The sequence below is a fragment of the Providencia sp. JUb39 genome (genome assembly GCF_012272845.1).
GTDB lineage: Bacteria > Pseudomonadota > Gammaproteobacteria > Enterobacterales > Enterobacteriaceae > Providencia > Providencia lanzhouensis.
Map to the genome: position 1 here is coordinate 2,100,376 of NZ_JAAWXD020000001.1, position 22,728 is coordinate 2,123,103.

A 22,728-nucleotide genomic window follows, 5' to 3' on the forward strand; every position below is an offset into this window, starting at 1 on the left:
AAAAATAGCTTTGATATCATAGCCTCCGTTAAACTGACTGCGGTCAGTTTTTGGGCTTTTTTCTCTCTTCAGGCTATGACATGACCGACTATCTTCTACTTTTTATTGGGACAGTGTTAGTCAACAACTTTGTCCTCGTTAAATTCTTGGGATTATGCCCATTTATGGGTGTATCAAAAAAACTAGAAACTGCCATTGGGATGGGGTTTGCGACAACGTTCGTTATGACTCTCGCCTCTATTTCTTCGTGGCTAATCGATACGTTAATCTTAATCCCACTGGATCTAGTCTATCTGCGCACACTGAGCTTTATCCTTGTGATTGCTGTCGTGGTGCAATTTACCGAAATGGTTGTGAGAAAAACCAGCCCAACATTATACCGCTTGTTGGGGATCTTTTTACCGCTGATCACCACTAACTGTGCGGTTCTTGGGGTGGCTTTATTAAACATCAACCAATCCCATAATTTCTTGCAATCTGCGGTCTATGGCTTTAGCGCCGCCGTCGGATTCTCTTTTGTGATGGTACTTTTCGCGGCTATTCGCGAGCGTTTAGCTGTCGCAAATGTCCCAGCACCTTTTAAAGGTTCGTCAATTGGCCTGATCACGGCAGGGTTAATGTCCCTCGCATTTATGGGCTTTAGTGGTTTGGTGAAATTCTAATGATGTCTTTGTGGATTGCGATTGGCATATTAGCCGTTTTCGGGCTGATCTTTGGTCTGATCTTAGGTTATGCCTCATTACGTTTTAAAGTTGAAGAAGACCCTATTGTTGAAAAACTGGATGCGATTTTACCGCAAAGCCAGTGTGGTCAATGCAGTTATCCGGGGTGCCGCCCCTATGCAGAAGCCGTCGCCAATAACGGTGAGATGATTAACAAATGCGCCCCTGGTGGCGAGCAAGTGATGCTCAAAATAGCCGAGTTAATGAACGTAGATCCTCAGCCGATTGATGGCGATGAAGAGGCACAAAATCCCGTTCGTAAAGTGGCGGTCATCGATGAAGAAAACTGTATTGGTTGCACCAAATGTATTCAAGCTTGCCCTGTGGATGCCATTGTGGGCGCCACTCGCGCTATGCATACCGTGATTGAAGATTTGTGTACAGGCTGTGACCTGTGTGTAGCCCCTTGCCCTACGGATTGTATTGAAATGGTACCGGTTAAAACCACAACCGCTAACTGGAAATGGGATTTAAACACCATTCCTGTTAAAAACATTACGGATGTACCTCTTTCTTCAGTTAAAGAGGGTTCCCATGCTTAATTTATTTAAGTGGTTGAAAAAAGATAATGTTTGGGACTTCGATGGTGGCATTCACCCGCCAGAGATGAAACTGCAATCCAGCCAAACGCCTATGCGAGTGGCTTCTGTCCCTGACGAATTGATTATTCCGCTGCAACAGCATTTAGGTCCTGAGGGTGAACTGATTGTTAAGGTTGGTGACACAGTCCTTAAAGGGCAGCCGCTTACCAAAGGCTCCGGTCGTACCGTACCTGTCCACGCATCAACATCAGGAACCATTGTTGCCATTGAGCCAATGGTGACTGCGCACCCTTCAGGGTTAAAAGAGCTGTGTGTCAAAATTAAATCGGATGGTTTAGATACTTGGGCACCTTTGCAGCCCGAGCCTAATTTCCAACAACTTTCACGTGCCGATTTACTCAATAAGATTGAACAAGCGGGTATCGCCGGTCTTGGTGGTGCAGGCTTCCCGACAGCATCCAAGCTAGCGGGCGGTAAAGATGCCATTAAAACATTGATTATCAATGCTGCTGAGTGCGAGCCATACATCACCGCAGATGACCGCTTAATGCAAGAACATGCCCAAGAAGTCATTGAAGGTTGCCGCGTTTTACAACATTTACTCAATCCAGACCAAGTACTTATTGGTATTGAAGATAATAAACCCGAAGCTATCAAGGCATTAAAACGTGCGCTGACGCCTATAGATTCACAGATTTTTGTACGCGTGATCCCAACCAAATACCCATCAGGTGGCGCGAAACAGCTCACAAAAATCTTAACCGGAAAGGAAGTCCCTTCTGGCGCACGTTCTTCCCAAATTGGCGTGTTGATGCAGAACGTCGGTACCGCTGTTGCCATTAAACGTGCGGTAATTGATGGTCAACCACTGATTGAACGTGTTGTGACAGTGACAGGAGAAGCGATTAAACAGCCTGGTAACTTCTGGGCGCGTTTAGGCACCCCAGTTAAGCACCTGCTTCAACAATCTGGTTTTGAACCGGAAAGTGAGCAAATGGTGATTATGGGCGGCCCATTAATGGGCTTTACACTGCCGGATCTGAATGTGCCGGTGGTGAAAATCTGTAACTGTTTATTGGTTCCTACCCAAGAAGAAATGGGTGAGAAGCCAGTCGAAGAAGCCTGCATTCGTTGCGGTTTATGTGTTGATGCCTGCCCTGCGGGATTACTGCCCCAGCAATTATATTGGTTCAGTAAAGGCAACGAACACGAAAAAGCGCAAAAACATAATCTGTTTGACTGCATTGAGTGCGGCGCTTGTGCTTATGTTTGCCCAAGTAATATTCCGTTGGTGCAATATTATCGCCAAGAAAAAGCCGAAATTCGCGAGATAGACCAAGAGGAACGCCGTTCCGCGGAAGCAAAACTGCGCTTTGAAGCCAAACAGCAGCGAATGGAACGCGAAAAACTTGCCCGTGAAGAGCGCCATAAAAAAGCAGCTGTTCAAGTGGATACCGCGGATAAAGATGCGGTTAATGCGGCGCTGGCTCGTGTTAAAGCGAAGAAAGCCTCAACCTCTGAACCAATAAAAATTATTTCGGGCGAATTGCCGGATAATAGTGCCGTTATTGCAGCAAGAGAAGCGCGTAAAGCCCAAGCTCGAGCTAAGCAAGCGCAAAAAGTCGCGGAACAAACTCAATCTGATGACTTAGTTATTGCAGACGGCGCAGAGGGAGATGATCCACGCAAAGCTGCCGTTGCCGCAGCCATCGCTCGTGCAAAAGCCAAAAAAGCCGCCGCGCAACAAACTTCAGAGCCTGTTGTTGAAGCCGCTGAAGAAGTTGATCCGCGTAAAGCTGCCGTTGCCGCAGCCATTGCTCGAGCGAAAGCGAAGAAAGCAGCTGCGCAACAGACTCCAGAGCCCGTTGTTGAAGCTCCGGTTGAAACCGCTGAAGAAGTCGATCCGCGTAAAGCTGCCGTTGCCGCAGCCATTGCTCGTGCGAAAGCGAAGAAAGCGGCTACGCAACAGACTTCAGAGCCTGTTGTTGAAGCTCCGGTTGAAGCCGCTGAAGAAGTTGATCCGCGTAAAGCTGCCGTTGCCGCAGCCATTGCTCGTGCGAAAGCGAAGAAAGCGGCTACGCAACAGACTTCAGAGCCTGTTGTTGAAGCTCCGGTTGAAGCCGCTGAAGAAGTTGATCCGCGTAAAGCTGCCGTTGCCGCAGCCATTGCTCGTGCGAAAGCCAAAAAAGCCGCTGCACAACAAACTTCAGAGCCTGTTGTTGAAGCTTCAGCTGAAGCCGCTGAGGAAGTCGAACCGCGTAAAGCTGCCGTTGCCGCAGCCATTGCTCGAGCGAAAGCCAAAAAAGCCGTTGCACAACAAGCTTCAGAGCCTGTTGTTGAAGCGCCTGTTGAAGCCGCTGAGGAAGTCGACCCACGCAAAGCTGCCGTTGCTGCTGCGATTGCCCGAGTTAAGGCAAAGAAAGCCGCTGCTCAGCGAGCTACAGAACCTCAATCAAACGAACAAACCACCACAGAGTAAGTGATAAACAGATGAAATTTAGACCGCTTGATAGCAAAGCACGCCGTTTAAAAATTGCTAGCGCCCCATTTACTCATGATAACCAAAGCACCAGCCAGGTCATGTTTTGGGTTCTGCTTGCCGCTATCCCTGGCATTGCAGTGCAAACCTATTTTTTTGGTGTTGGAACCTTATACCAAATCGCCATTGCGATGGTCACTGCCTCAGTAACGGAAGCCATCTCCATCCGCTTACGCCAGCAGCCTGTGCTGCCTGTTTTGAAAGATAATTCCGCGATTGTTACCGCGTTATTACTGGGTGTGAGCTTACCGCCATTATCACCTTGGTGGCTGATTGTATTGGGCACTGTATTTGCCATTATTATTGCTAAGCAATGCTACGGCGGCTTGGGGCAAAATCCATTTAACCCTGCGATGGTCGGTTATGTGGTGCTGCTGATTTCATTCCCAGTGCAAATGACCAACTGGTTGCCTCCTCAAGAATTGCAACAGCTACATATTTCAGGTTTTGATAGCTTGATGGTGATCTTTAGCGGGCATACCTCGACGGGAATAACACTGGATCAATTACGTACCGGTATTGATGGTATGAGCCAAGCGACTCCGTTAGATAGCTTTAAAACGGGCTTACTCACCCATTCTATTTCCGATGTACTACAGCAACCAATCCTGCAAGGCTCTTTAGCCGGTATCGGTTGGCAGTGGGTGAACCTTGCCTATCTGGCAGGCGGATTAATTATGCTAAGCCGTCGCATTATTAGCTGGCATATTCCCGTGGCATTTATTGGAACACTCGCCCTGCTTGCTGTGGTTAGCTGGTTAATTGACGATAGCCGCTATTCCCCGCCATTAATCCAATTATTGTCAGGGGCGACTATGTTAGGTGCATTCTTTATTGCCACCGACCCAGTTACAGCCTCAACCACACCAAAAGGACGGATTATTTTTGGTGTATTAATTGGCTTTTTAGTGTGGGTGATCCGCGTTTACGGTGGGTATCCTGATGCCATCGCCTTTGCTGTCTTACTTGCCAATATCACCGTACCATTAATCGACCACTATACGCAGCCTCGCGCGTATGGGCATAAGTAAGGAGCCAGCATGTTAAATACAATGCGCCGTCATGGCACAATCTTGGCTCTGTTCGCGGCGGGTACAACTGCACTGAGCGCCGCTGTATATACGCTAACGAAAGACATCATCGCGGAACAAGCTGCCATTGTGCAGAAAAAATTGCTCGACCAAGTGGTGCCTGAATCCTTATATGACAATGAGCTCGCCAAAGAGTGCTATCTAGTCACCAATGAAGCTATACTGGGAAATAAACTCCCTCGACATCTGTATATTGCCCGTAAGGATGGTCAGCCTGTTGCTGCGGCTTTAGAAAGCACGGCTCCCGATGGATATTCCGGTGCGATCCACTTGTTAGTTGGTGCAGATTTTAAAGGCAATGTTTTGGGTGTACGCGTCACAGAACACCATGAAACACCAGGGCTTGGAGATAAAATTGAAACCCGCATTTCTGATTGGATCACCCATTTTACGGGCAAAAAGTTAGAGTCTGCGCAAGACCCTCATTGGGCAGTGAAAAAAGATGGTGGTGATTTTGATCAATTTACAGGCGCCACAATCACGCCTCGTGCGGTTGTCAATGCCTCAAAACGTACCGCGGCATTTATCCAAACGGTACCTGAAGAATTAGCGAATTACCCAATTTGTGGGGATGAATAATGAGTAGCGAAACTAAAGAATTATTTGCACAAGGGTTATGGAAGAATAACTCTGCATTAGTACAACTACTGGGGTTATGCCCATTATTAGCGGTATCATCAACGGCGACTAACGCATTAGGTTTGGGGCTAGCAACAACCCTCGTTCTCGTCTGCACTAACGTAGCAGTATCCGCATTTCGTCGCTGGGTTCCTGCTGAAATCCGTATTCCTATTTATGTGATGATTATCGCCTCCGTGGTGAGCGCCGTACAAATGCTGATCAACGCCTATGCGTTTGGTTTGTATGAATCGCTGGGGATCTTTATTCCGCTGATTGTCACAAACTGTATCGTCATTGGACGCGCTGAGGCTTATGCTTCTCGCAACACGGTGCCTTTATCTGCCGTCGATGGTTTGGCGATGGGATTGGGAGCAACAGCCGCGCTGTTTGTACTGGGTGCTATGCGTGAAATTCTTGGTAACGGCACCTTGTTCGATGGCGCTGACCTACTGCTAGGTTCATGGGCAAAATCGTTACGTGTGGAAGTCTTACACCTTGACTCACCCTTTTTACTCGCTATGCTGCCACCGGGCGCGTTTATTGGCTTAGCCTTGATGCTAGCCGGTAAATACCTTATTGATGAAAAAATGAAAAAGCGCACGGCGCTAAAATCAGGTCAACAACCTGCTCGTGAATACCAAAAAGAACAAGGTTGTGGCACTCATATTTCTTAAAATTGAAGCTTTGTGAGCAATGAATAAAACTAAACGAATCGAAATTCTCACTCGCCTGCGCGATAACAATCCTCATCCAACAACGGAGCTAGAATTTAGCTCCCCTTTTGAATTACTGATTTCGGTGCTGCTGTCTGCGCAAGCCACTGATGTCAGCGTCAACAAAGCGACGGCAAAACTTTATCCAGTCGCCAATACGCCAGAGCAAATGGTCGCTCTCGGCGTTGATGGCATCAAAGAGTATATTAAAACCATTGGGTTATTTAATACCAAAGCCGAAAGCGTCTATAAAACCTGCCAGATCCTGATTGAAAAACATCATAGCCAAGTCCCTGAAAACCGCGAGGCATTAGAAGCTTTGCCAGGTGTTGGACGTAAAACGGCAAACGTTGTCCTCAATACCGCCTTTGGCTGGCCAACCATTGCCGTTGATACCCATATCTTCCGCGTGTGTAATCGCACCAAGTTTGCTCCCGGCAAAGATGTTGTGGAAGTCGAGGAAAAACTATTAAAAGTGGTTCCTGCTGAATTTAAAGTTGACTGCCACCACTGGTTTATTCTCCATGGTCGTTATACATGTATCGCCCGTAAACCTCGCTGCGGATCTTGCATCATTGAAGATCTTTGCGAGTTTAAAGATAAAATTTACCCTGAAAATTAATCAACTTAGCCCAAGATGCGAGTTTTTACACAGTTATAAAGTCATTCGCATTTTTTTCTTGCTCTAAGACTTTGTCTTACGCAACAATAGAGCCAAACTCAACATCAAATAAACGGTAAGTATGTTTCAAGACAACCCATTATTAGCGCAACTCAAACAAACGTTGCATGCCAAAACACCTCGCGTCGAAGGTCTGGTAAAAAGCACTGAAAAAGGTTTTGGCTTTTTAGAAGTCGATGGACAAAAAAGCTATTTCATTCCACCGCCGCAAATGAAAAAAGTGATGCACGGGGATAGAATTTCTGCCGCTGTTCATACGGATAAAGACCGTGAATTTGCCGAGCCTGAAGAGCTTATCGAGCCATTCCTTAACCGTTTTGTTGGTAAAATTCAGAAGAAAGATAACGACAATCGCCTGTTCGTTATTCCTGATCACCCACTGCTAAAAGATGCTATCTCCTGTCGCCCAATCAATGGTATCACTCATGAATTTAAGCAAGGTGACTGGGTTGTCGCAGAAATGCGTCGCCATCCATTAAAAGGCGACAAAGGTTTCTACGCAGAAATTACAGAATATATTACCTTCGGTGATGACCATTTCGCACCGTGGTGGGTAACGTTACGCCGTCACCAATTAGACCGCGCTGAGCCTGCAATGGTGGAGAGTGAGCGTGATGATGAAGGCTTAGAACGTCTTGATTTAACTGACCTTCACTTTGTCACCATCGACAGTGCAAGCACTGAAGATATGGATGATGCGCTGTATATCGAAAAAACAGCTGAAGGCAACCTGAAACTGTATATCGCGATTGCCGACCCAACCAGTTATATCAAAGAAGGCAGTGAGTTGGATAAACTGGCATTAGCCCGTTCATTCACTAACTACCTGCCAGGCTTCAACATTCCAATGTTACCTCGCCAACTGTCTGATGATTTATGTTCACTGCGTCCTAATGCTCGTCGCCCTGCTCTGGTTTGCGTTACGCAGATCCTGCAAGACGGTGCCATTGATAGCAATATTGAGTTCTTCAGTGCGTGGGTTGAATCGAAAACTAAGTTAGTTTATGACGAAGTTTCGGATTGGTTAGAAGAAACGGGTTCTTGGAAACCACAATCTGACGCTGATACTCAGCAAATCCTGCTATTAAAAGAGATGGCTGATAAGCGCTTACAGTGGCGCCATGATAACGCCTTAGTCTTCAAAGATAGACCGGATTACCGTTTTGTTTTAGACGAAAATGGCAACGTGGTGGATATCGTCTCAGAAAGCCGTCGTACTGCAAACCGCATTGTTGAAGAAGCGATGATCACCGCTAACTTATGTGCGGCTAACGTGCTGAAAAACAAATTAGGTTTCGGTGTGTTTAACGTCCATATGGGCTTTGAGCCTCTGCAAATCGAGCAAGTGGTTCAGACCTTGAAAGATAATGGCATCGAAGCAAAAGGTGAAGAACTATTAACCCTTGAAGGCTTCCGTCAATTACGCCGCCTCTTGGATTCACAGCCGACTCAATTCTTAGACAGCCGTATTCGTCGCTTCCAAACCTTTGCGGAGGTGAAAGCGGATCCGGGTCCTCACTTTGGTTTAGGTTTTGATGCGTATGCCACATGGACATCGCCAATTCGTAAATACACCGATATCGTCAACCACCGTTTGCTGAAATCGATTATTGCAGGCGCACCAACACCAGAAAAACCAACTGAAGAGTTATCCCTTAAGCTGGCAGAACGCCGCCGTGCTAACCGTATGGCTGAGCGTGATGTGGGTGATTGGTTATATTCCCGCTATCTGAAACCGTTTGAAGGCACTGATACTAAGTTCCCTGCGGAAATTATCGATATTACTCGCGGTGGTGTGCGTGTGCGTTTAGTGGATAACGGCGCCGTAGCCTTTATTCCTGCGCCATTCCTGCACAGTGTTCGTGATGAAATTCAGTGCAGCCAAGAGACCGGCAGTGTGTTGATCAAAGGCGAAAAAGCCTATCAATTAAACGATATTATTGATGTCAATATCGCCGAAGTGCGTATGGAAACCCGTAATATCGTGGCTCGCCCAGCTGCGTAGTCATTCTCCATTTCGTATCAAAAAGACCATCACCTTAAGTGATGGTCTTTTTTTGTATGGTCAAAATACATTCAATATGAATGGGTTAGCATTTAATGTTAAACATCTAACGTTTCTTGACATTTTTTTCTGATTATTCCGATCCGCCTATTCTTTTTTCATGATATTTTATTTTGGCTATATGCTGATACGTAATTATCATTATAAAAATAAGTTGGAGTAAACATCATGAAACGCATCCTCTCTTTTGTCATTATCGCAACGGTGGCACTGGGTCTCAGTGCTTGTTCAAATATGTCAAAACAGAATAAAAACACAGCGATTGGAGCGACTGTCGGTGCTGTTGGAGGCGCAATATTAACGGATGGAAGCGCACTGGGCACAGTAGGCGGCGCGGCTATCGGCGGGATTATTGGACATCAAGTGAAGAAGTAAATTTAACACACACTTTAATGATAAGTGGGGGAATAATTTCCCCCACTTTTATTAGAATGGTTATTTTTTAAATATTGCTAATCAACCACCAGCCAATTTAACTTGGTAGCCTTTAGCTTCAAGTAATTGTTTCAGCAAGTCACGCTTATCACCTTGGATTTCGATATCACCATCTTTTACTGCACCGCCGCAACCGCATTTTTTCTTCAATTCAGCGGCCAGCTTTGTCAATTCCGCATCATCCAGATCTAAGCCCGTCACAACGCAAACCCCCTTGCCTTTACGACCGGATGTTTCACGGCGAATACGCACGATACCATCGCCTTTTGGACGCTCGGCTTTCGGTTTTTCTTCCTCAATGCGTCCTATATCTGTGCTATAGACGAGACGGCTGTTAGCGTCACTCATGCGATATCCTTAATGGATTGGTTAATTTGTTGTAGGGTCAGCGCTGGGTCTTCACTACGGGTGATCGGGCGCCCAATTACCATATAATCGACACCTGCTTCAATCGCTTGTTGTGGGGTCATAATACGACGCTGGTCACCCACTTCGCTGCCTACAGGACGAATACCTGGCGTGACTAACTTGAATTCTTGCCCGCATACTGCTTTTAGCGCTTTTGCTTCGTGTGCTGAGCACACAACACCATCAAGACCACACTGCTTAGTTAACAGCGCTAAACGCTCAGCATGCTCTGCCGGCGTTAAATTAATACCAACTCCCGCTAAATCTGATGCATCCATACTGGTTAATACGGTGACAGCCGTTAATAAAGGGGCGTCTTTACCGTAGCTTTCAAGAGCTTGGCGTGCCGCTTCCATCATTCGTGCGCCGCCGCTAGCGTGAACATTCACCATCCAAACGCCCATTTCTGCCGCTGCGGAAACCGCACGAGCAACCGTATTCGGAATATCATGGAATTTAAGATCCAAAAAAACATCAAAACCACGGTCATGGAGTGACTTAACAAATTGAGGACCATTAAATGTGAACATTTCTTTGCCCACTTTCAAGCGACAGTCGCGCGGGTCAATCCTATCCACAAATGCGAGTGCGGCATCTGCAGTTTCATAGTCTAGAGCCACAATGATAGGCGAGTCTGTGTTTACGCGAACGAGGTTCTCAGTTGAGGAGATCATTTCATAGCCTTTATTGAGTATTGTCAGAAATTAAAAGTGACGCTGTCACTGACCATCCAGCCCGCGAATTGGCTTGATGGTGTCCCAAGAGCGACAAGATGGACAGTGCCAATAGAGCGAACGGGAGGTAAAACCACATTTGTGGCAACGGTAATCCGGTTTAGTACGAATTTGCTCACCCACCATTTTACGCAGCAAAATCAAGCTCTCTTTCGCTCGACCTTCTTCCGCTTCCGCCAGATGGTAATCCATCAAACGGTAGAATAAGCGCATGGTTGGATGACGTTGAATTTGGTCATTGATATAGCTAGCAGCCGCTTCATGATTCTGCTTTTCAACAATAATATCGGCGAGATAAAGCTCGGCAATTGCCCCTGTATTTCCATCAACACATTGACGCAAATAGGCTTCCCAGCCTTCCGCCAGCCCAGTGTGTCGATAGCATTCGTACAGCATTGGTAGCGTTTCAGACACCAGTTCTCTATCTTGATGATAAACCTGCACTAAGGCAGAAATCGCTTTATCATAATTGCCTTGCTCGATAAAAATACGCCCTTTCATAATCGAAACGCGTGCGCAGTTTTTATCCGCTTGCTCGCCTTTATTTAATAGGCTTAAGGCTTCGTCGATATCATCACTCGCCAATTCTTGAGTCGCTAACTCACAGTAAAAATGGGCGATTTGTTCCCGTAACTCTTCAGAGCCTAATTTCACCAGCTTGGTTGCCGTTTCAATCGCTTTACCCCAGTCACTGGTTAACTGATAAATCGATAACAAAGATTGCAGCGCACTCTGTTTAAAATCCACTTCATCGGTTAATTGCTGGAACATGTTTTCGGCACGGTCATACACACCCGCGGCCATATAATCACGGCCAAGCTGTTGAGTGGCTAATAAACGTTGTTCAAAAGAAAGCGCGGCACTTTCCACCAGCGACTGGTGAATACGAATCGCGCGTTCAACTTCGCCACGAGAACGGAATAAGTTACCTAGAGTGAGGTGAGCTTCAAAGGCGGAGCTATCTTCCGTTTTGAGCATTTCGAGGAATAAATCAACGGCTTTATCTTGTTGATTAGATAATAGGAAGTTCACGCCTGTCACGTAGTCACGGGACAAGCGATTTGCATGCTGCTGCTTATCTTGCTGAGCACTTCTGCGCCCCATATACCAGCCGTATGCAGCGGCAACAGGTAGCAACAGAAAAAGCAACTCGAACATTGAGGATTATTCCTTGTTCTGAGCTGTCACTAATTCGGTTGAGTCAGAAATAGTTTTCTCTCCAGCACCTAATTGTGATTCTAAACGTCTAATTTTACGACGTGCATTCTTAAGGCTAACAATGGTACGCAAATAGAACACCGCACACACCAGCCACCCCAGCACAAAACCGACACCAAACAAGGTTGCAAGTAAGGAAGATAAAGAAAAATCCCCTTTTGCAATCAGGTAGTTAAATGTAATAACCTGATCATTGCTTGAACCTAGCGTAATCGACACAATAAAAACGGCGACCGCTAGTAATAAAATCAGAAAATATTTCACATTTTTTCCCGTTATCAGTTCTTATCGTTCCAAAACATATCTCTGATAAGGTAGCATTTTCAGCGCATTCAGACAAAGTAAATTATTCGCCTGCCAAGTGTATTCGCTATAAAAACCGCCCTTTTTCATCATGATAATCCGATTAGCGATAAATTCATTTCTCTAAGAATCGAGATTGATATATCCAGTAACCTAACAGTGCGAAAAGCGCACTCATCAACGTGGAGGCAATAATATCAATGGGCCAATGCATTCCCAGCAGCATACGGCTTAATCCGATGCCCTGCGCCCAGCATAATATGATGATTCCCAATGCATATTGACGTTGTTGCCAAAACAGCGCAATTAACAGCAATGCCCATCCCGCTGCAAAGAACATATGACCTGAAGGAAATGAGTAGCCCGTTTCTGCCTGCCAATGTTTACGCTGCCATTTAGGAATAAGCGTATTCGACTTCACGGTATTTTTAATTAAATCCGCTCGCGCCCCACGTTTTAAATCATAAAATTCCTGATGGGGAATTTGATAGGTTTTCTCCAGCCACACCACATAGGGACGCGGTTCTTGGAAGGCACTTTTCATTAAGGATTTCACCCCTTGAGCACCGAGAATACATAACGCGATAACCACCAGCAGCTTTAGCCATTGATTCCGCTTATGACGAAAGACGATTAACGTTAAAAGAGTTAAAAATACAAACGTCACATAGCTATAAGGCAATCCCGCGCTATCCGTCAACCAAAGTAGCCATTTTATCGATGGCTGATGCTCAGGAGTCCACTGCCAGCCTGTGACTATCATAACTATCGGCGGTAACAGCAAAAAAATGACACTTATTGCGATAAGGTAGGCACTCTTTCTCATCTAGAATATTCCTTACGTTTTAATTATTTCCTAATTAACAAATTTTACATAGCCTGCAAATATCTCTGTTATAGTAGTATAGCGTCGGCTGTGTGCAAAGAATGCCGGACTCTATATGCAAACGTCATATAGCATCGATATATTTAACTTTAGTGACCATATTGCTTTAGTACCATATCGATTTACGTGTTTAATTCAGCAAGAGTTACTTTAACTAATGAAAGAAAATATGCAGCTAAAACGTATTGCCGAAGCCAAACTACCTACCCCTTTCGGTGAATTCCTAATGGTAGGGTTTGAAGAAATCGCAACAGGTCGTGACCACGTAGCGCTGATTTTTGGTGATATTACAGGCGCAACGCCAGTACTCAGTCGAATTCATTCTGAATGCTTAACTGGCGATGCATTATTTAGTTTACGTTGTGACTGTGGTTTTCAATTAGAAGCTGCGCTCAAGCAAATTAGTGAAGAAGGTCGAGGGGTACTGCTGTATCACCGCCAAGAAGGTCGTAATATTGGGTTACTGAACAAAATCCGTGCTTATGCATTACAAGACCAAGGATTAGATACCGTTGAAGCTAACCTAAAATTAGGATTTAAAGCCGACGAACGTGATTTTACCCTGTGTTCTGATATGTATAAATTATTAGGCATTAATGAAGTTCGCTTACTGACTAATAACCCGAAAAAAATTGATATTATGCGTGAAGCGGGTATCAACGTCGTTGAACGTGTGCCATTAATTGTTGGACGAAATCCTAGCAATGAACATTATTTAGATGTGAAAGCACAAAAAATGGGTCATATGTTATTTAAGCACCAATAATTATCCTTCTCAATCAGGAAGAGTGTCCCTTGCTCTTCCTATTATTCTTGCCTTAATTCCCATTTTCATCATAACAGTCGAATCCATAACATTTGACGAGTGCTATATTCACATTCTTTTTATAAGGTTTATACTGTTCGCAACTTAATACCATTCATAATTAAATACATCGAAAAATAAGAGTGGAACATTCCCACATAATAATCCGAATGGGAAATGTCTATTTTTCGTCTACCAAGGAGATAATGTGAATAACCTGCATTCCATCCAGCGCATGAGAAGACTGCGTAAAAGTGAACAATTCCGCGACCTATTCCAAGAAACCCACCTCTCCATCAATGACTTATGCTTGCCTATTTTCGTTGAAGAAGGCTTAGACGATTACGCACCGATTGCGAGTATGCCTGGCGTTGTGCGTATTCCAGAAAAACGCTTAGCCTATGAAATTGAGCGTATTGCAAAAGCCGGCATTAAATCTGTTATGACCTTCGGTGTGTCTCATCACTTAGATGAAAATGGTAGCGATGCATGGCAAGACAATGGGCTGGTGGCTCGTATGTCTCGTATCTGTAAAGAGACCGTCCCAGAAATGATTGTGATGTCGGATACTTGTTTTTGCGAATACACGTCTCACGGCCACTGCGGTGTGATGCACGGTGATGTGGTTGATAACGACCAAACTATCCATAATTTAGGTCTGCAAGCCGTTGCTGCTGCGCGTGCCGGTGCTGACTTTATAGCTCCTTCTGCTGCAATGGATGGGCAAGTTGCCGCAATCCGCCATGCACTTGATGAAGCAGGATTTACCGATACAGCGATTATGTCTTACTCCACGAAATTCGCATCAGCTCTATATGGCCCATTCCGTGATGCAGCAGGTTCATGTTTAAAAGGTGACCGTAAAACTTACCAAATGAACCCAATGAACCGCCGTGAAGCATTGCACGAATCGCTGATTGATATGCAAGAAGGTGCCGATGCGCTGATGGTAAAACCCGCGGGAGCTTATTTAGATATTATCCGTGACCTGCGTGAGTGCACCCAATTGCCTATTGGTGCGTATCAAGTCAGTGGTGAATACGCCATGATCAAATTTGCCGCGCAAGCAGGTGCCATTGATGAAACTCGCGTCACGTTAGAAAGCTTAGGGGCCATTAAACGTGCTGGAGCTGATTTAATCTTTACTTATTTCGCACTGCAATTAGCTGAAAATAAGATCCTGTAGTCTCCCTTTAAGATAACAAAACGCCGATACTGGATATAAATACAGTACCGGCGTTTTTGTTCATTTCCGCTCATTTATTCAACGATATGAAGATTAACTCGCCTTTTTCTGTTGGAATTCTAGCTGCTCGGATAGACGGTCTGCATACATTTGTGCTGTTTCTGGGGTCAGTAGCCCTGCAATCAGAAGATCTTTTTTACCATTTGCAAGGTCAGCAACGACGCCCCATGTTTCGATATCCATGGCTTCACAATCAAGTTCGTGATCGGTGACAGGCAAAATATCAAAGAAGTCTTTTAGTGGTGCAATAGAAATTGCGGTGTACTCGGCATTCAAGCCTAATGGGAACTCTTTATCTGCATATAATCTTAAATCATGGACTTCGGTTTCTGGGGTTCTCATGACAACTGAATAGAGATTCGGAATATGTTCTAAAATGTCACGAACTTCGTCATTCGCACCCGCACAATGTGAAGTGCTTAATAGAATGTCTGCCGCCCATAATGCACCCTTGAAAAAATCAGTTTCATTGATATTTGCCATATTGATTTCCTTTACGCTATTTTCGATAAATGCGGTCACTTCATTCCATCAAACTACTGAGCTTTTTCTGAATACTGACTATCACAATAACTGAGAAACTGGCTGAAAAACTTGAGAAATAACAAGATTAAGCGTTAATAAAGAAAAAACGCCCACAAGAAATCTTGTAGGCGCCATAAACGGATATTAATTGAGCATTTGACGGATCACATAATGCAAGATCCCACCGTGTCGGTAATATTCCATTTCCGTCGCAGTATCGATGCGGCAACGAGTATTCACCTCTTTCACTTTGCCATCACCATACGTAATTTTTACGATGATATTCTGGCTTGGAGTCAGAGACTGTAAACCGGTAACATCAATACGCTCATCACCTTTTAAACCAAGGGTTTTACGGGTTTCACCACCTGTAAATTCCAATGGAATAACCCCCATCCCAATTAAGTTAGAGCGGTGAATACGTTCATAAGATTCGGCGATCACCACACGAACACCCAGTAAATTGGTGCCTTTTGCCGCCCAGTCACGGCTAGAGCCTGAACCATATTCTTTACCCGCAATAATGGCTAACGGACGTTTTTGTTGCTGATACAACATCGCCGCATCAAAGATAGCCATCTGTTTGCCTGTTGGAATATGTAAGGTATAGCCGCCTTCCACGCCCGGTACCATTTCATTACGAATACGAATATTGGCAAACGTACCGCGCATCATGACTTCATGGTTACCACGACGAGAACCGTAAGAGTTAAAATCCGCAACCGCCACACCATGTTCTTGAAGGTAACGCCCCGCTGGACTTTCCTTCTTAATATTTCCCGCCGGAGAAATATGGTCAGTCGTCACCGAATCCCCGAGAATAGCGAGAATGTTTGCCTCGTGAATATCGGCGACAGGCTTAGGTTGCTCAGGCATGTTTTCAAAGAATGGTGGATGGCGAATATAGGTTGAATCCCCTTGCCAATGGTAGGTTGAGGAGCTTTCAACATCCAGCGCACGCCAAGCTTCATCCCCTTCAAAGACCGCGTTATATTCTTTATGGAACATATCAGTTTTGACTTTCTCCACCGCACTGGCAATTTCCGCACTGGATGGCCAGATATCTTTCAAGTAGACAGGCTGACCCTGTTGATCCACACCTAATGGGTCGGTTTTTAAATTAACGTGCATATTGCCCGCCAGTGCATAGGCAACGACGAGTGGTGGTGATGCCAACCAGTTGGTTTTTACCAAAGGATGAATGCGTCCTTCAAAGTTACGGTTACCTGAAAGCACCGCCCCAACCGTCAGATCATGTTGTTTAATTGCCTCTTCAATCGGTGCAGGTAACGGACCCGAGTTACCAATACAGGTAGTACAACCATACCCCACAAGGTTAAAGCCCAGTTTGTCCAGATAAGGGGTTAATCCTGCTAACGCGAGGTAATCAGTCACGACCTTCGAACCCGGTGCGAGAGAAGATTTAACCCATGGTTGACGAGAAAGCCCTTTTTCTATCGCTTTTTTCGCCAGTAACCCTGCTGCCATTAATACGCTAGGGTTAGAGGTGTTGGTACAGGATGTGATAGCGGCGATCACTACCGCGCCATTGGTAAGGTCGAATTCCTGCCCTTGAAAGTTCACGCGAGGATGCGCATGTTTATCTTGCTTATTCAGCTCTAAATCCACTGCGCCTTGGAATGCTTTCGGAACTTGGCTCAGTTCAACGCGGTCTTGTGGGCGTTTAGGTCCCGCAAGGCTCGATTCTACCGTGCCCATATCCAGCGCTAAGGTACTGGTGAAAATCGGTTCATCCCCTGGATGGCGCCATAAACCTTGTTGTTTGCTATAGGCTTCCACCAGCGCAATTTCATCATCTTCACGCCCTGTCAGTTTCATATACGCAAGGGTAATTTCGTCTATCGGGAAGAAGCCGCAGGTTGCCCCATATTCTGGTGACATATTGGCAATGGTCGCGCGGTCGGCTAATGGCAGGTCAGCTAACCCATCCCCATAGAATTCAACAAATTTACCCACCACACCATGCTTACGTAGCATTTGAGTAACGGTTAACACCAAGTCTGTCGCGGTGATCCCTTCTGCTAATTTACCGGTTAGCTTGAAGCCCACCACATCGGGGATCAGCATGGAAACAGGTTGCCCCAGCATCGCGGCTTCCGCTTCAATTCCGCCAACACCCCAGCCTAATACCCCAAGACCGTTGATCATCGTGGTGTGGGAATCAGTTCCAACCAAAGTATCGGGGTAAGCAACTAATTTTCCGTCGACCTCTTCATGCCAAATCGCTTTGCCGAGGTATTCAAGGTTAACTTGGTGGCAAATTCCCGTTCCCGGCGGTACTACCCTAAAACGGTTAAATGCTTTTTGTCCCCAACGTAAAAATAGGTAGCGTTCGTGGTTACGCTTCATTTCGATTTCGACGTTATCATCAAACGCTTGGGAATTACCAAACTCATCGACCATCACTGAGTGGTCAATGACTAAGTCAACGGGAGATAACGGGTTAACTTGGTTGACGTTACCACCAAGGGATTTAACCGCTTCACGCATAGCGGCGAGGTCGACAACCGCAGGAACACCAGTAAAGTCTTGCATCAGCACCCGCGCGGGGCGATAAGCAATTTCTTTGTCCGCATGAGCGTTTTTTTGCCAATCTATGATGGCTTGGAGATCGGCGTCTACGACGGATTTACCGTCGATATGACGCAGTAGGTTTTCGAGTAGAACTTTGAGGGATTTAGGAAGTCTCGTCCCGCTGCCTAATTGTTTCTCTGCAAGGGCAAGACTGAAGTAATTATACTGTTTGTTACCGACATTCAGTGTTGCTGCACTGTTTGTTTTTAAACTCAACGACATAACTCCTCCTTGGCGTTTTTATCACCTTATTTTTTTACGCAGTATTATTAATCATAGTCCTCATAATCATTTCCTCTATAGATTTTGTGCCAATTAAAGAATAGGAAGCTCAATTTCTTTGAAAAATTCTTCGATATCTTCGTTGTTACGCAAGGCAATGGCTTTATCCACCACATCACGTGTGAGATGCGGGGCAAAACGCCAAATAAAATCATACATATAGCTGCGCAGGAAACTGGTACGTTTAAAACCGATTTTCGTGGTGCTGTAGCTAAATTTATCGCGCATATCGATAACCACGAGGTCTTTATCCACCTCAGGATCCACCGCCATGCTGGCTATAATGCCAATCCCTAAACCGAGCTTCACATAGGTCTTGATCACATCCGCATCCGTGGCAGTGAAAATAATTTTGGGCTCTAAGCCTACTTTTTGGAATGCTACATCCAACTCTGAACGCCCAGTAAACCCGTGGGTGTAAGTCACAATTTGGTATTCTGCAATATCTTCAATCGTAACGTTCTTTTTCTCGGTCAGTGGGTGCCCTTTCGGTACCACCACACAACGGTTCCAGTGATAGCACGGCAACATGATAAGGTCGCTGTACAGATGGAGCGCTTCTGTCGCGATAGCAAAATCACTATTCCCTTTGCAAACTTCTTCAGCGATTTGGGTTGGCGAGCCTTGCTGCATATGCAAGGAAACATGAGGATAACGCTCAATAAAAGTTTTAATTACAGGCGGTAAGGCATAGCGAGCTTGGGTATGCGTCGTGGCAATTTTTAAGCTACCGCGATCAGGAATGGTATGCTCACCGGCAACAGAACGGATAGCCTCAATTTTGGAGAGCACTTCACGGGAAATGCGCACAACTTCCTCACCAGCTGGGGTCACGTGAGTCAAATGCTTACCACTACGCGCAAAAATTTGAATGCCGAGTTCATCTTCCAGCATTCTGACTTGCTTACTGATCCCCGGTTGGGAAGTAAATAACCCTTCTGCTGTCGATGAAACATTCAGGTCGTGATTAACCACTTCAACAATATATCGCAGTTGCTGTAACTTCATACTCGCTCCACCTCTTACAGGAAATCATTTCTGCTATAGCTAAAAAACATTACATATAACAAAAAGTAATATTGTTTAATTTATATATAACCAATATAACATCAAACTAATGAGAATAAACAGTATGATGATATTATTTCATCTTGTTGTGAAAAAAAGGCGGCACCCAAGTAAGGTATTGCAAAGTCAGATTATTTTTTTCTTCGACTATGCTTGAATAATTAGCATGCGAATTTTATTTCCATTTTTGCGGTGAGCATCCTATTTAGACTACAGAGAGGTTATCTAGATGCGTATAAAAGTTTTAGCCATGATGGTCGGTTTATCAACCCTATCCTTTGCGCCTCACTTATTAGCGAAAGAGCTATCTTACGGTCAGCAAAAAATCGTGTTGTCTGACACCATCGTACCCGGCAATGATTTTTACCAGTACGTTAACCATGATTGGATTAATAAAGCGAAAATCCCAACGGGTATGCCACGAATTAACTCTTTTGTGGATTTGTATTTAAGTACCGAGAAGCAGACTCAAGCTATTATCGATGAATTAAAGCAAGCCCCTGAGAGCAGCTTGGATCATAATCAGAAAAATATTCGTAACTTATATTTGAGTTATTTAGATGAAGCCAGCATTGAAAAAGCGGGTTTAACGCCAATCAAATCCGACTTAGCGGCTATTGCAAAAGCCAAAGATCATAATGATATTAGCCGTCTGATGACCCTGCCGGGCTATACTTCCGTGCTCTCTTATTGGGTGGATTTAGACGCCAAGGCGCCAGATACATATATTCTGTATCTTGGCCAAGGTGGGCTTGGATTACCTAATCGTAATTACTACCTTGACGATACCCCGCAAATGAAAGAGATCCGCAAAAACTATATCGCGTATATTGCGACAATCTTGAAATTAGCAGGCGAAAAAGACGTTAAGAAAAAGGCACAACAGATCTTCGACCTTGAAAAATCCATTGCTGAAGTGCATTGGAGCCCAGAAGCTCGCCGTGACACCATCAAAAACTATCATCCTATGACCCTCGCTGAAATGAAGAAATTTACCGATGGCTTTGCGTGGGATAGTTTTATTCAGCACTGGAAGTTAACCGATCAGCAACTGGCGAAAGTGGTGGTTGAGAACGATACGGCGGTAGAAAAAACGGCACAGATTTTTGCCAAGACCCCGGTTTCAGTCCTGAAAGATTACCTAACGTTCCAGTACGTGAACGATCATGCAAGTTATTTAAACAAAACCTTATCTGATGCACGCTTTGATTTTTACTCGAAAAAACTCAATGGCGTTGAAAAACAGCGGACTCGTCAAGAGCGTGCTCTTCAAACGGTCAATTCATTGCAAGGTGAGCCTCTCGGACAGATTTATGTGGAGAAATATTTCAATCCACAATCTAAAGAGAAAATTCAAGATTTGGTCAGTTATGTGCGCGGTACCTTTAATGCGCGTCTGAAAGATAATGATTGGATGGATGAGCAAACTCGCCAAGAAGCACTGAAAAAGCTAGAGCAGTTTACGGTCAAAGTTGGCTACCCTGATAAATGGAATGATTTTAGTACCATTAATTTGAAACCGAACACATTGATGGATAACTTTAAGCAAGTGGAAGCCTGGTCATATAATGATGCCATGAGCAAAATTGGCCAACCTGTTCGCAAATGGGAATGGGGCATGACACCACAAACCATCAATGCGTATTTCAATCCCGTACAAAATGAAATTGTGTTCCCTGCGGCTATTTTGCAAGCCCCATTCTTCGACCCAAATGTGGATCCTGCTTATAACTACGGTGCGATTGGTGCAGTAATTGGTCATGAAATGGGCCACGGTTTTGATGACCAAGGCAGCTTATATGATGGTACAGGCCAGCTACGCAATTGGTGGAGCGACAGTGCCAAAGCCCATTTTAAAGAGAAAACAGCCAAGTTAGTGGATCAATATAATGGCTTTGATGTCGATGGCCAGAAAGTGAATGGCGAATTAACCCTCGGTGAGAATATTGGTGATTTAGGCGGCTTAAATATCGCACTCAGCGCTTATAAGCAATTTGCTAAAGAAAACTACCCAAATGGCGAGCCACCGATTATTGATGGCATGACTGGCTTGCAGCGTTTCTTTATTTCATGGGCCAGAACCTGGCAAGAGTTGTCGAATAAGGAATCCGAGCGCAATAAGATACTCACCGATCCACACAGTCCAAATCAGTTCCGCGCCAATGGTGTTGTCCGTAATATCGATGATTGGTACACCACCTTCGGTGTTGATAAGGATAATGTGCTTTACCTCGCACCGGAGAAACGGATTAAGATTTGGTGATTAGGTTAAGTCGGTAAGATAATGTTGAAAAGCCTCTTGTGTAAGAGGCTTTTTTATCGATGAAGAAGGTTAGATAGGTTTTAGCAGTAAATATTTGATGAAGGCACCAAATGCGCCTTTTTATGTCCTATTACATTGCCATTTCTTCTAAATAATTCGTGCTGTAGCAAGGCGGCAAATGAGCTAATCCCTAGGAACATACACAAGTATGTGACTAGGGTTAGCGAGTGTAGCCAACACAGCTACGGTGCGAATTATGACGAAGGAATGATGCCGCAAGCCATCCTTGCCCCACCACCGCCTAACGCCTCTGGATGATCGGAATAATTATCCCCACCCGCATGTACCATCAGTGCGAGGCTTTGGACATCTTTCAGGGATTTTAATTTTGGCGCTAGCACGCTGTAGGTGGCATTACCTTGGCTATCAACCACTAAGCCTGGTAAATCTCCGAGGTGGCCTGTTTTGTCATAAGGGCCTTTGTGAACCCCTGTTTTAGCTGGATCTAGATGTCCACCCGCTTTTAATGCTGGTACAGTTTTGCCGTCTTTTTCACCCGCTTCGCAACTTGGGTTTTCATGCACATGGAAACCATGCACGCCACCCGCTTGCAAACCAGATAGTTTTGGCGTGAAGAGTAATCCGTATTCAGTTTCAGAAATCACTACTTCTCCAATGGCCTTACCCTCACCGTTGGCTGTCGCTTCTTTCAGCTCTACAGTGGTTTGTGCCGCATACGCTGCGCCAGTTGTGAATAGTGCCGCTAACAAACATAATTTGAACTTCATACTGCCTCCTGTCATTCACTGTGATTATTATCCTTTAGCTAAACGTTAGCATAATAAATGAATGAAAATGGGCGATTACTGCTTTTGTTATGTGAGAGCTATCTAATTATGAACAAAAAAAGAGCCCTAAGGGCTCTTTTATAATGATTGCGGCTTTAGCGTTGAAGATCTAAACAGAATTCCAAACTATTATTCTA

The 22,728-nt window shown here is 44.9% G+C and carries 21 protein-coding genes; 12 read left to right on the forward strand and 9 right to left on the reverse strand.

Translation table 11 applies throughout. The features are described 5' to 3' along the window. The first annotated feature begins 80 nt into the window (after nucleotides 1-80). The 9 genes from rsxA to osmB all read left to right on the forward strand — a co-directional run bounded on the left by rsxA (nucleotide 81) and on the right by osmB (nucleotide 9,350). Complete coding sequence (gene rsxA, locus HFU86_RS09610) at nucleotides 81-662, forward strand: electron transport complex subunit RsxA (protein ID WP_036952315.1); 582 nt, start codon at nucleotides 81-83, stop codon at nucleotides 660-662. Continuing rightward, nucleotides 662-1,264, forward strand: coding sequence for an electron transport complex subunit RsxB (rsxB, locus tag HFU86_RS09615; protein WP_036952312.1), 603 nt, complete (start codon nucleotides 662-664; stop codon nucleotides 1,262-1,264). The genes rsxA and rsxB overlap by 1 nt, the downstream gene beginning before the upstream one ends. After that, complete coding sequence (gene rsxC / locus HFU86_RS09620; RefSeq protein ID WP_187129132.1) at nucleotides 1,257-3,743, forward strand: electron transport complex subunit RsxC; 2,487 nt, start codon at nucleotides 1,257-1,259, stop codon at nucleotides 3,741-3,743. The genes rsxB and rsxC overlap by 8 nt, the downstream gene beginning before the upstream one ends. Nucleotides 3,744-3,754: 11 nt before the next feature. Continuing rightward, nucleotides 3,755-4,834, forward strand: a complete 1,080-nt coding sequence (rsxD, locus tag HFU86_RS09625; RefSeq protein WP_187129133.1) for an electron transport complex subunit RsxD — start codon at nucleotides 3,755-3,757, stop codon at nucleotides 4,832-4,834. 9 nt (nucleotides 4,835-4,843) lie between these two features. Next, nucleotides 4,844-5,473 carry an electron transport complex subunit RsxG gene (rsxG, locus tag HFU86_RS09630; protein ID WP_187129134.1) on the forward strand — a complete coding sequence of 210 codons (630 nt, stop codon included), beginning with the start codon at nucleotides 4,844-4,846 and terminating at the stop codon, nucleotides 5,471-5,473. Then, nucleotides 5,473-6,189 carry an electron transport complex subunit E gene (locus tag HFU86_RS09635; protein ID WP_187129135.1) on the forward strand — a complete coding sequence of 239 codons (717 nt, stop codon included), beginning with the start codon at nucleotides 5,473-5,475 and terminating at the stop codon, nucleotides 6,187-6,189. Before rsxG ends, HFU86_RS09635 begins: the two co-directional genes overlap by 1 nt. A gap of 19 nt (nucleotides 6,190-6,208) precedes the next feature. After that, nucleotides 6,209-6,850: an endonuclease III gene (gene nth / locus HFU86_RS09640; protein ID WP_036956562.1), complete on the forward strand. Its 642-nt coding sequence runs from the start codon at nucleotides 6,209-6,211 to the stop codon at nucleotides 6,848-6,850. Between the two features lie 121 nt (nucleotides 6,851-6,971). Continuing rightward, on the forward strand, nucleotides 6,972-8,915 hold the full coding sequence (locus HFU86_RS09645; RefSeq protein WP_187129136.1) for an exoribonuclease II: 1,944 nt from the start codon (nucleotides 6,972-6,974) through the stop codon (nucleotides 8,913-8,915). Between the two features lie 228 nt (nucleotides 8,916-9,143). Next, nucleotides 9,144-9,350, forward strand: a complete 207-nt coding sequence (gene osmB / locus HFU86_RS09650) for an osmotically-inducible lipoprotein OsmB (RefSeq protein ID WP_006659769.1) — start codon at nucleotides 9,144-9,146, stop codon at nucleotides 9,348-9,350. An 81-nt stretch (nucleotides 9,351-9,431) separates the two neighbouring features. On the opposite strand, the gene yciH is transcribed toward osmB, so the two are convergent. The 5 genes from yciH to HFU86_RS09675 form a co-directional block, all read right to left on the reverse strand. After that, nucleotides 9,432-9,758 (reverse strand): stress response translation initiation inhibitor YciH, encoded by a 327-nt coding sequence (gene yciH / locus HFU86_RS09655; RefSeq protein ID WP_036956560.1) that lies wholly within the window; start codon nucleotides 9,756-9,758, stop codon nucleotides 9,432-9,434. Further along, nucleotides 9,755-10,492, reverse strand: coding sequence for an orotidine-5'-phosphate decarboxylase (gene pyrF, locus HFU86_RS09660; protein WP_132495989.1), 738 nt, complete (start codon nucleotides 10,490-10,492; stop codon nucleotides 9,755-9,757). The genes yciH and pyrF overlap by 4 nt, the downstream gene beginning before the upstream one ends. A gap of 45 nt (nucleotides 10,493-10,537) precedes the next feature. Then, nucleotides 10,538-11,710, reverse strand: a complete 1,173-nt coding sequence (gene lapB / locus HFU86_RS09665; protein WP_187129137.1) for a lipopolysaccharide assembly protein LapB — start codon at nucleotides 11,708-11,710, stop codon at nucleotides 10,538-10,540. 6 nt (nucleotides 11,711-11,716) lie between these two features. After that, nucleotides 11,717-12,034, reverse strand: a complete 318-nt coding sequence (locus HFU86_RS09670; RefSeq protein WP_006659765.1) for a LapA family protein — start codon at nucleotides 12,032-12,034, stop codon at nucleotides 11,717-11,719. A gap of 154 nt (nucleotides 12,035-12,188) precedes the next feature. Further along, on the reverse strand, nucleotides 12,189-12,899 hold the full coding sequence (locus HFU86_RS09675) for a phosphatase PAP2 family protein (protein ID WP_187129138.1): 711 nt from the start codon (nucleotides 12,897-12,899) through the stop codon (nucleotides 12,189-12,191). A 229-nt stretch (nucleotides 12,900-13,128) separates the two neighbouring features. On the opposite strand from HFU86_RS09675, the gene ribA reads away from it, so the two are divergent. Beyond that, on the forward strand, nucleotides 13,129-13,725 hold the full coding sequence (gene ribA, locus HFU86_RS09680) for a GTP cyclohydrolase II (RefSeq protein WP_036956569.1): 597 nt from the start codon (nucleotides 13,129-13,131) through the stop codon (nucleotides 13,723-13,725). 247 nt (nucleotides 13,726-13,972) lie between these two features. Next, complete coding sequence (hemB, locus tag HFU86_RS09685) at nucleotides 13,973-14,950, forward strand: porphobilinogen synthase (RefSeq protein WP_132495992.1); 978 nt, start codon at nucleotides 13,973-13,975, stop codon at nucleotides 14,948-14,950. Between the two features lie 93 nt (nucleotides 14,951-15,043). On the opposite strand, the gene HFU86_RS09690 is transcribed toward hemB, so the two are convergent. The 3 genes from HFU86_RS09690 to cysB all read right to left on the reverse strand — a co-directional run bounded on the left by HFU86_RS09690 (nucleotide 15,044) and on the right by cysB (nucleotide 19,420). Further along, entirely contained in the window at nucleotides 15,044-15,493 is a 450-nt protein-coding gene (locus HFU86_RS09690; protein WP_187129139.1) for a hypothetical protein, read from the reverse strand. 186 nt (nucleotides 15,494-15,679) lie between these two features. Beyond that, nucleotides 15,680-18,352 (reverse strand): aconitate hydratase AcnA, encoded by a 2,673-nt coding sequence (acnA, locus tag HFU86_RS09695; protein WP_187129140.1) that lies wholly within the window; start codon nucleotides 18,350-18,352, stop codon nucleotides 15,680-15,682. 93 nt (nucleotides 18,353-18,445) lie between these two features. Next, a complete protein-coding gene (cysB, locus tag HFU86_RS09700; RefSeq protein ID WP_036956553.1) occupies nucleotides 18,446-19,420 on the reverse strand; it encodes an HTH-type transcriptional regulator CysB in 975 nt (324 codons plus the stop codon). A 289-nt stretch (nucleotides 19,421-19,709) separates the two neighbouring features. On the opposite strand from cysB, the gene HFU86_RS09705 reads away from it, so the two are divergent. Beyond that, nucleotides 19,710-21,743, forward strand: coding sequence for a M13-type metalloendopeptidase (locus HFU86_RS09705; RefSeq protein ID WP_187129141.1), 2,034 nt, complete (start codon nucleotides 19,710-19,712; stop codon nucleotides 21,741-21,743). A 254-nt stretch (nucleotides 21,744-21,997) separates the two neighbouring features. On the opposite strand, the gene sodC is transcribed toward HFU86_RS09705, so the two are convergent. Continuing rightward, on the reverse strand, nucleotides 21,998-22,531 hold the full coding sequence (gene sodC / locus HFU86_RS09710; protein ID WP_187129142.1) for a superoxide dismutase family protein: 534 nt from the start codon (nucleotides 22,529-22,531) through the stop codon (nucleotides 21,998-22,000). Between the last annotated feature and the right edge of the window lie 197 nt (nucleotides 22,532-22,728).

Excerpts from the sequence above, each read along its gene's own strand:
- rsxA (WP_036952315.1), top strand. The coding sequence starts at position 81 with ATGACCGACTATCTTCTACTTTTTATTGGGACAGTGTTAGTCAACAAC.
- rsxB (WP_036952312.1), top strand. The coding sequence starts at position 662 with ATGATGTCTTTGTGGATTGCGATTGGCATATTAGCCGTTTTCGGGCTG.
- rsxC (WP_187129132.1), top strand. The coding sequence starts at position 1,257 with ATGCTTAATTTATTTAAGTGGTTGAAAAAAGATAATGTTTGGGACTTC.
- rsxD (WP_187129133.1), top strand. The coding sequence starts at position 3,755 with ATGAAATTTAGACCGCTTGATAGCAAAGCACGCCGTTTAAAAATTGCT.
- rsxG (WP_187129134.1), top strand. The coding sequence starts at position 4,844 with ATGTTAAATACAATGCGCCGTCATGGCACAATCTTGGCTCTGTTCGCG.
- HFU86_RS09635 (WP_187129135.1), top strand. The coding sequence starts at position 5,473 with ATGAGTAGCGAAACTAAAGAATTATTTGCACAAGGGTTATGGAAGAAT.
- nth (WP_036956562.1), top strand. The coding sequence starts at position 6,209 with ATGAATAAAACTAAACGAATCGAAATTCTCACTCGCCTGCGCGATAAC.
- HFU86_RS09645 (WP_187129136.1), top strand. The coding sequence starts at position 6,972 with ATGTTTCAAGACAACCCATTATTAGCGCAACTCAAACAAACGTTGCAT.
- osmB (WP_006659769.1), top strand. The coding sequence starts at position 9,144 with ATGAAACGCATCCTCTCTTTTGTCATTATCGCAACGGTGGCACTGGGT.
- yciH (WP_036956560.1), bottom strand. The coding sequence starts at position 9,758 with ATGAGTGACGCTAACAGCCGTCTCGTCTATAGCACAGATATAGGACGC.
- pyrF (WP_132495989.1), bottom strand. The coding sequence starts at position 10,492 with ATGATCTCCTCAACTGAGAACCTCGTTCGCGTAAACACAGACTCGCCT.
- lapB (WP_187129137.1), bottom strand. The coding sequence starts at position 11,710 with ATGTTCGAGTTGCTTTTTCTGTTGCTACCTGTTGCCGCTGCATACGGC.
- HFU86_RS09675 (WP_187129138.1), bottom strand. The coding sequence starts at position 12,899 with ATGAGAAAGAGTGCCTACCTTATCGCAATAAGTGTCATTTTTTTGCTG.
- ribA (WP_036956569.1), top strand. The coding sequence starts at position 13,129 with ATGCAGCTAAAACGTATTGCCGAAGCCAAACTACCTACCCCTTTCGGT.
- HFU86_RS09690 (WP_187129139.1), bottom strand. The coding sequence starts at position 15,493 with ATGGCAAATATCAATGAAACTGATTTTTTCAAGGGTGCATTATGGGCG.
- acnA (WP_187129140.1), bottom strand. The coding sequence starts at position 18,352 with ATGTCGTTGAGTTTAAAAACAAACAGTGCAGCAACACTGAATGTCGGT.
- cysB (WP_036956553.1), bottom strand. The coding sequence starts at position 19,420 with ATGAAGTTACAGCAACTGCGATATATTGTTGAAGTGGTTAATCACGAC.
- HFU86_RS09705 (WP_187129141.1), top strand. The coding sequence starts at position 19,710 with ATGCGTATAAAAGTTTTAGCCATGATGGTCGGTTTATCAACCCTATCC.
- sodC (WP_187129142.1), bottom strand. The coding sequence starts at position 22,531 with ATGAAGTTCAAATTATGTTTGTTAGCGGCACTATTCACAACTGGCGCA.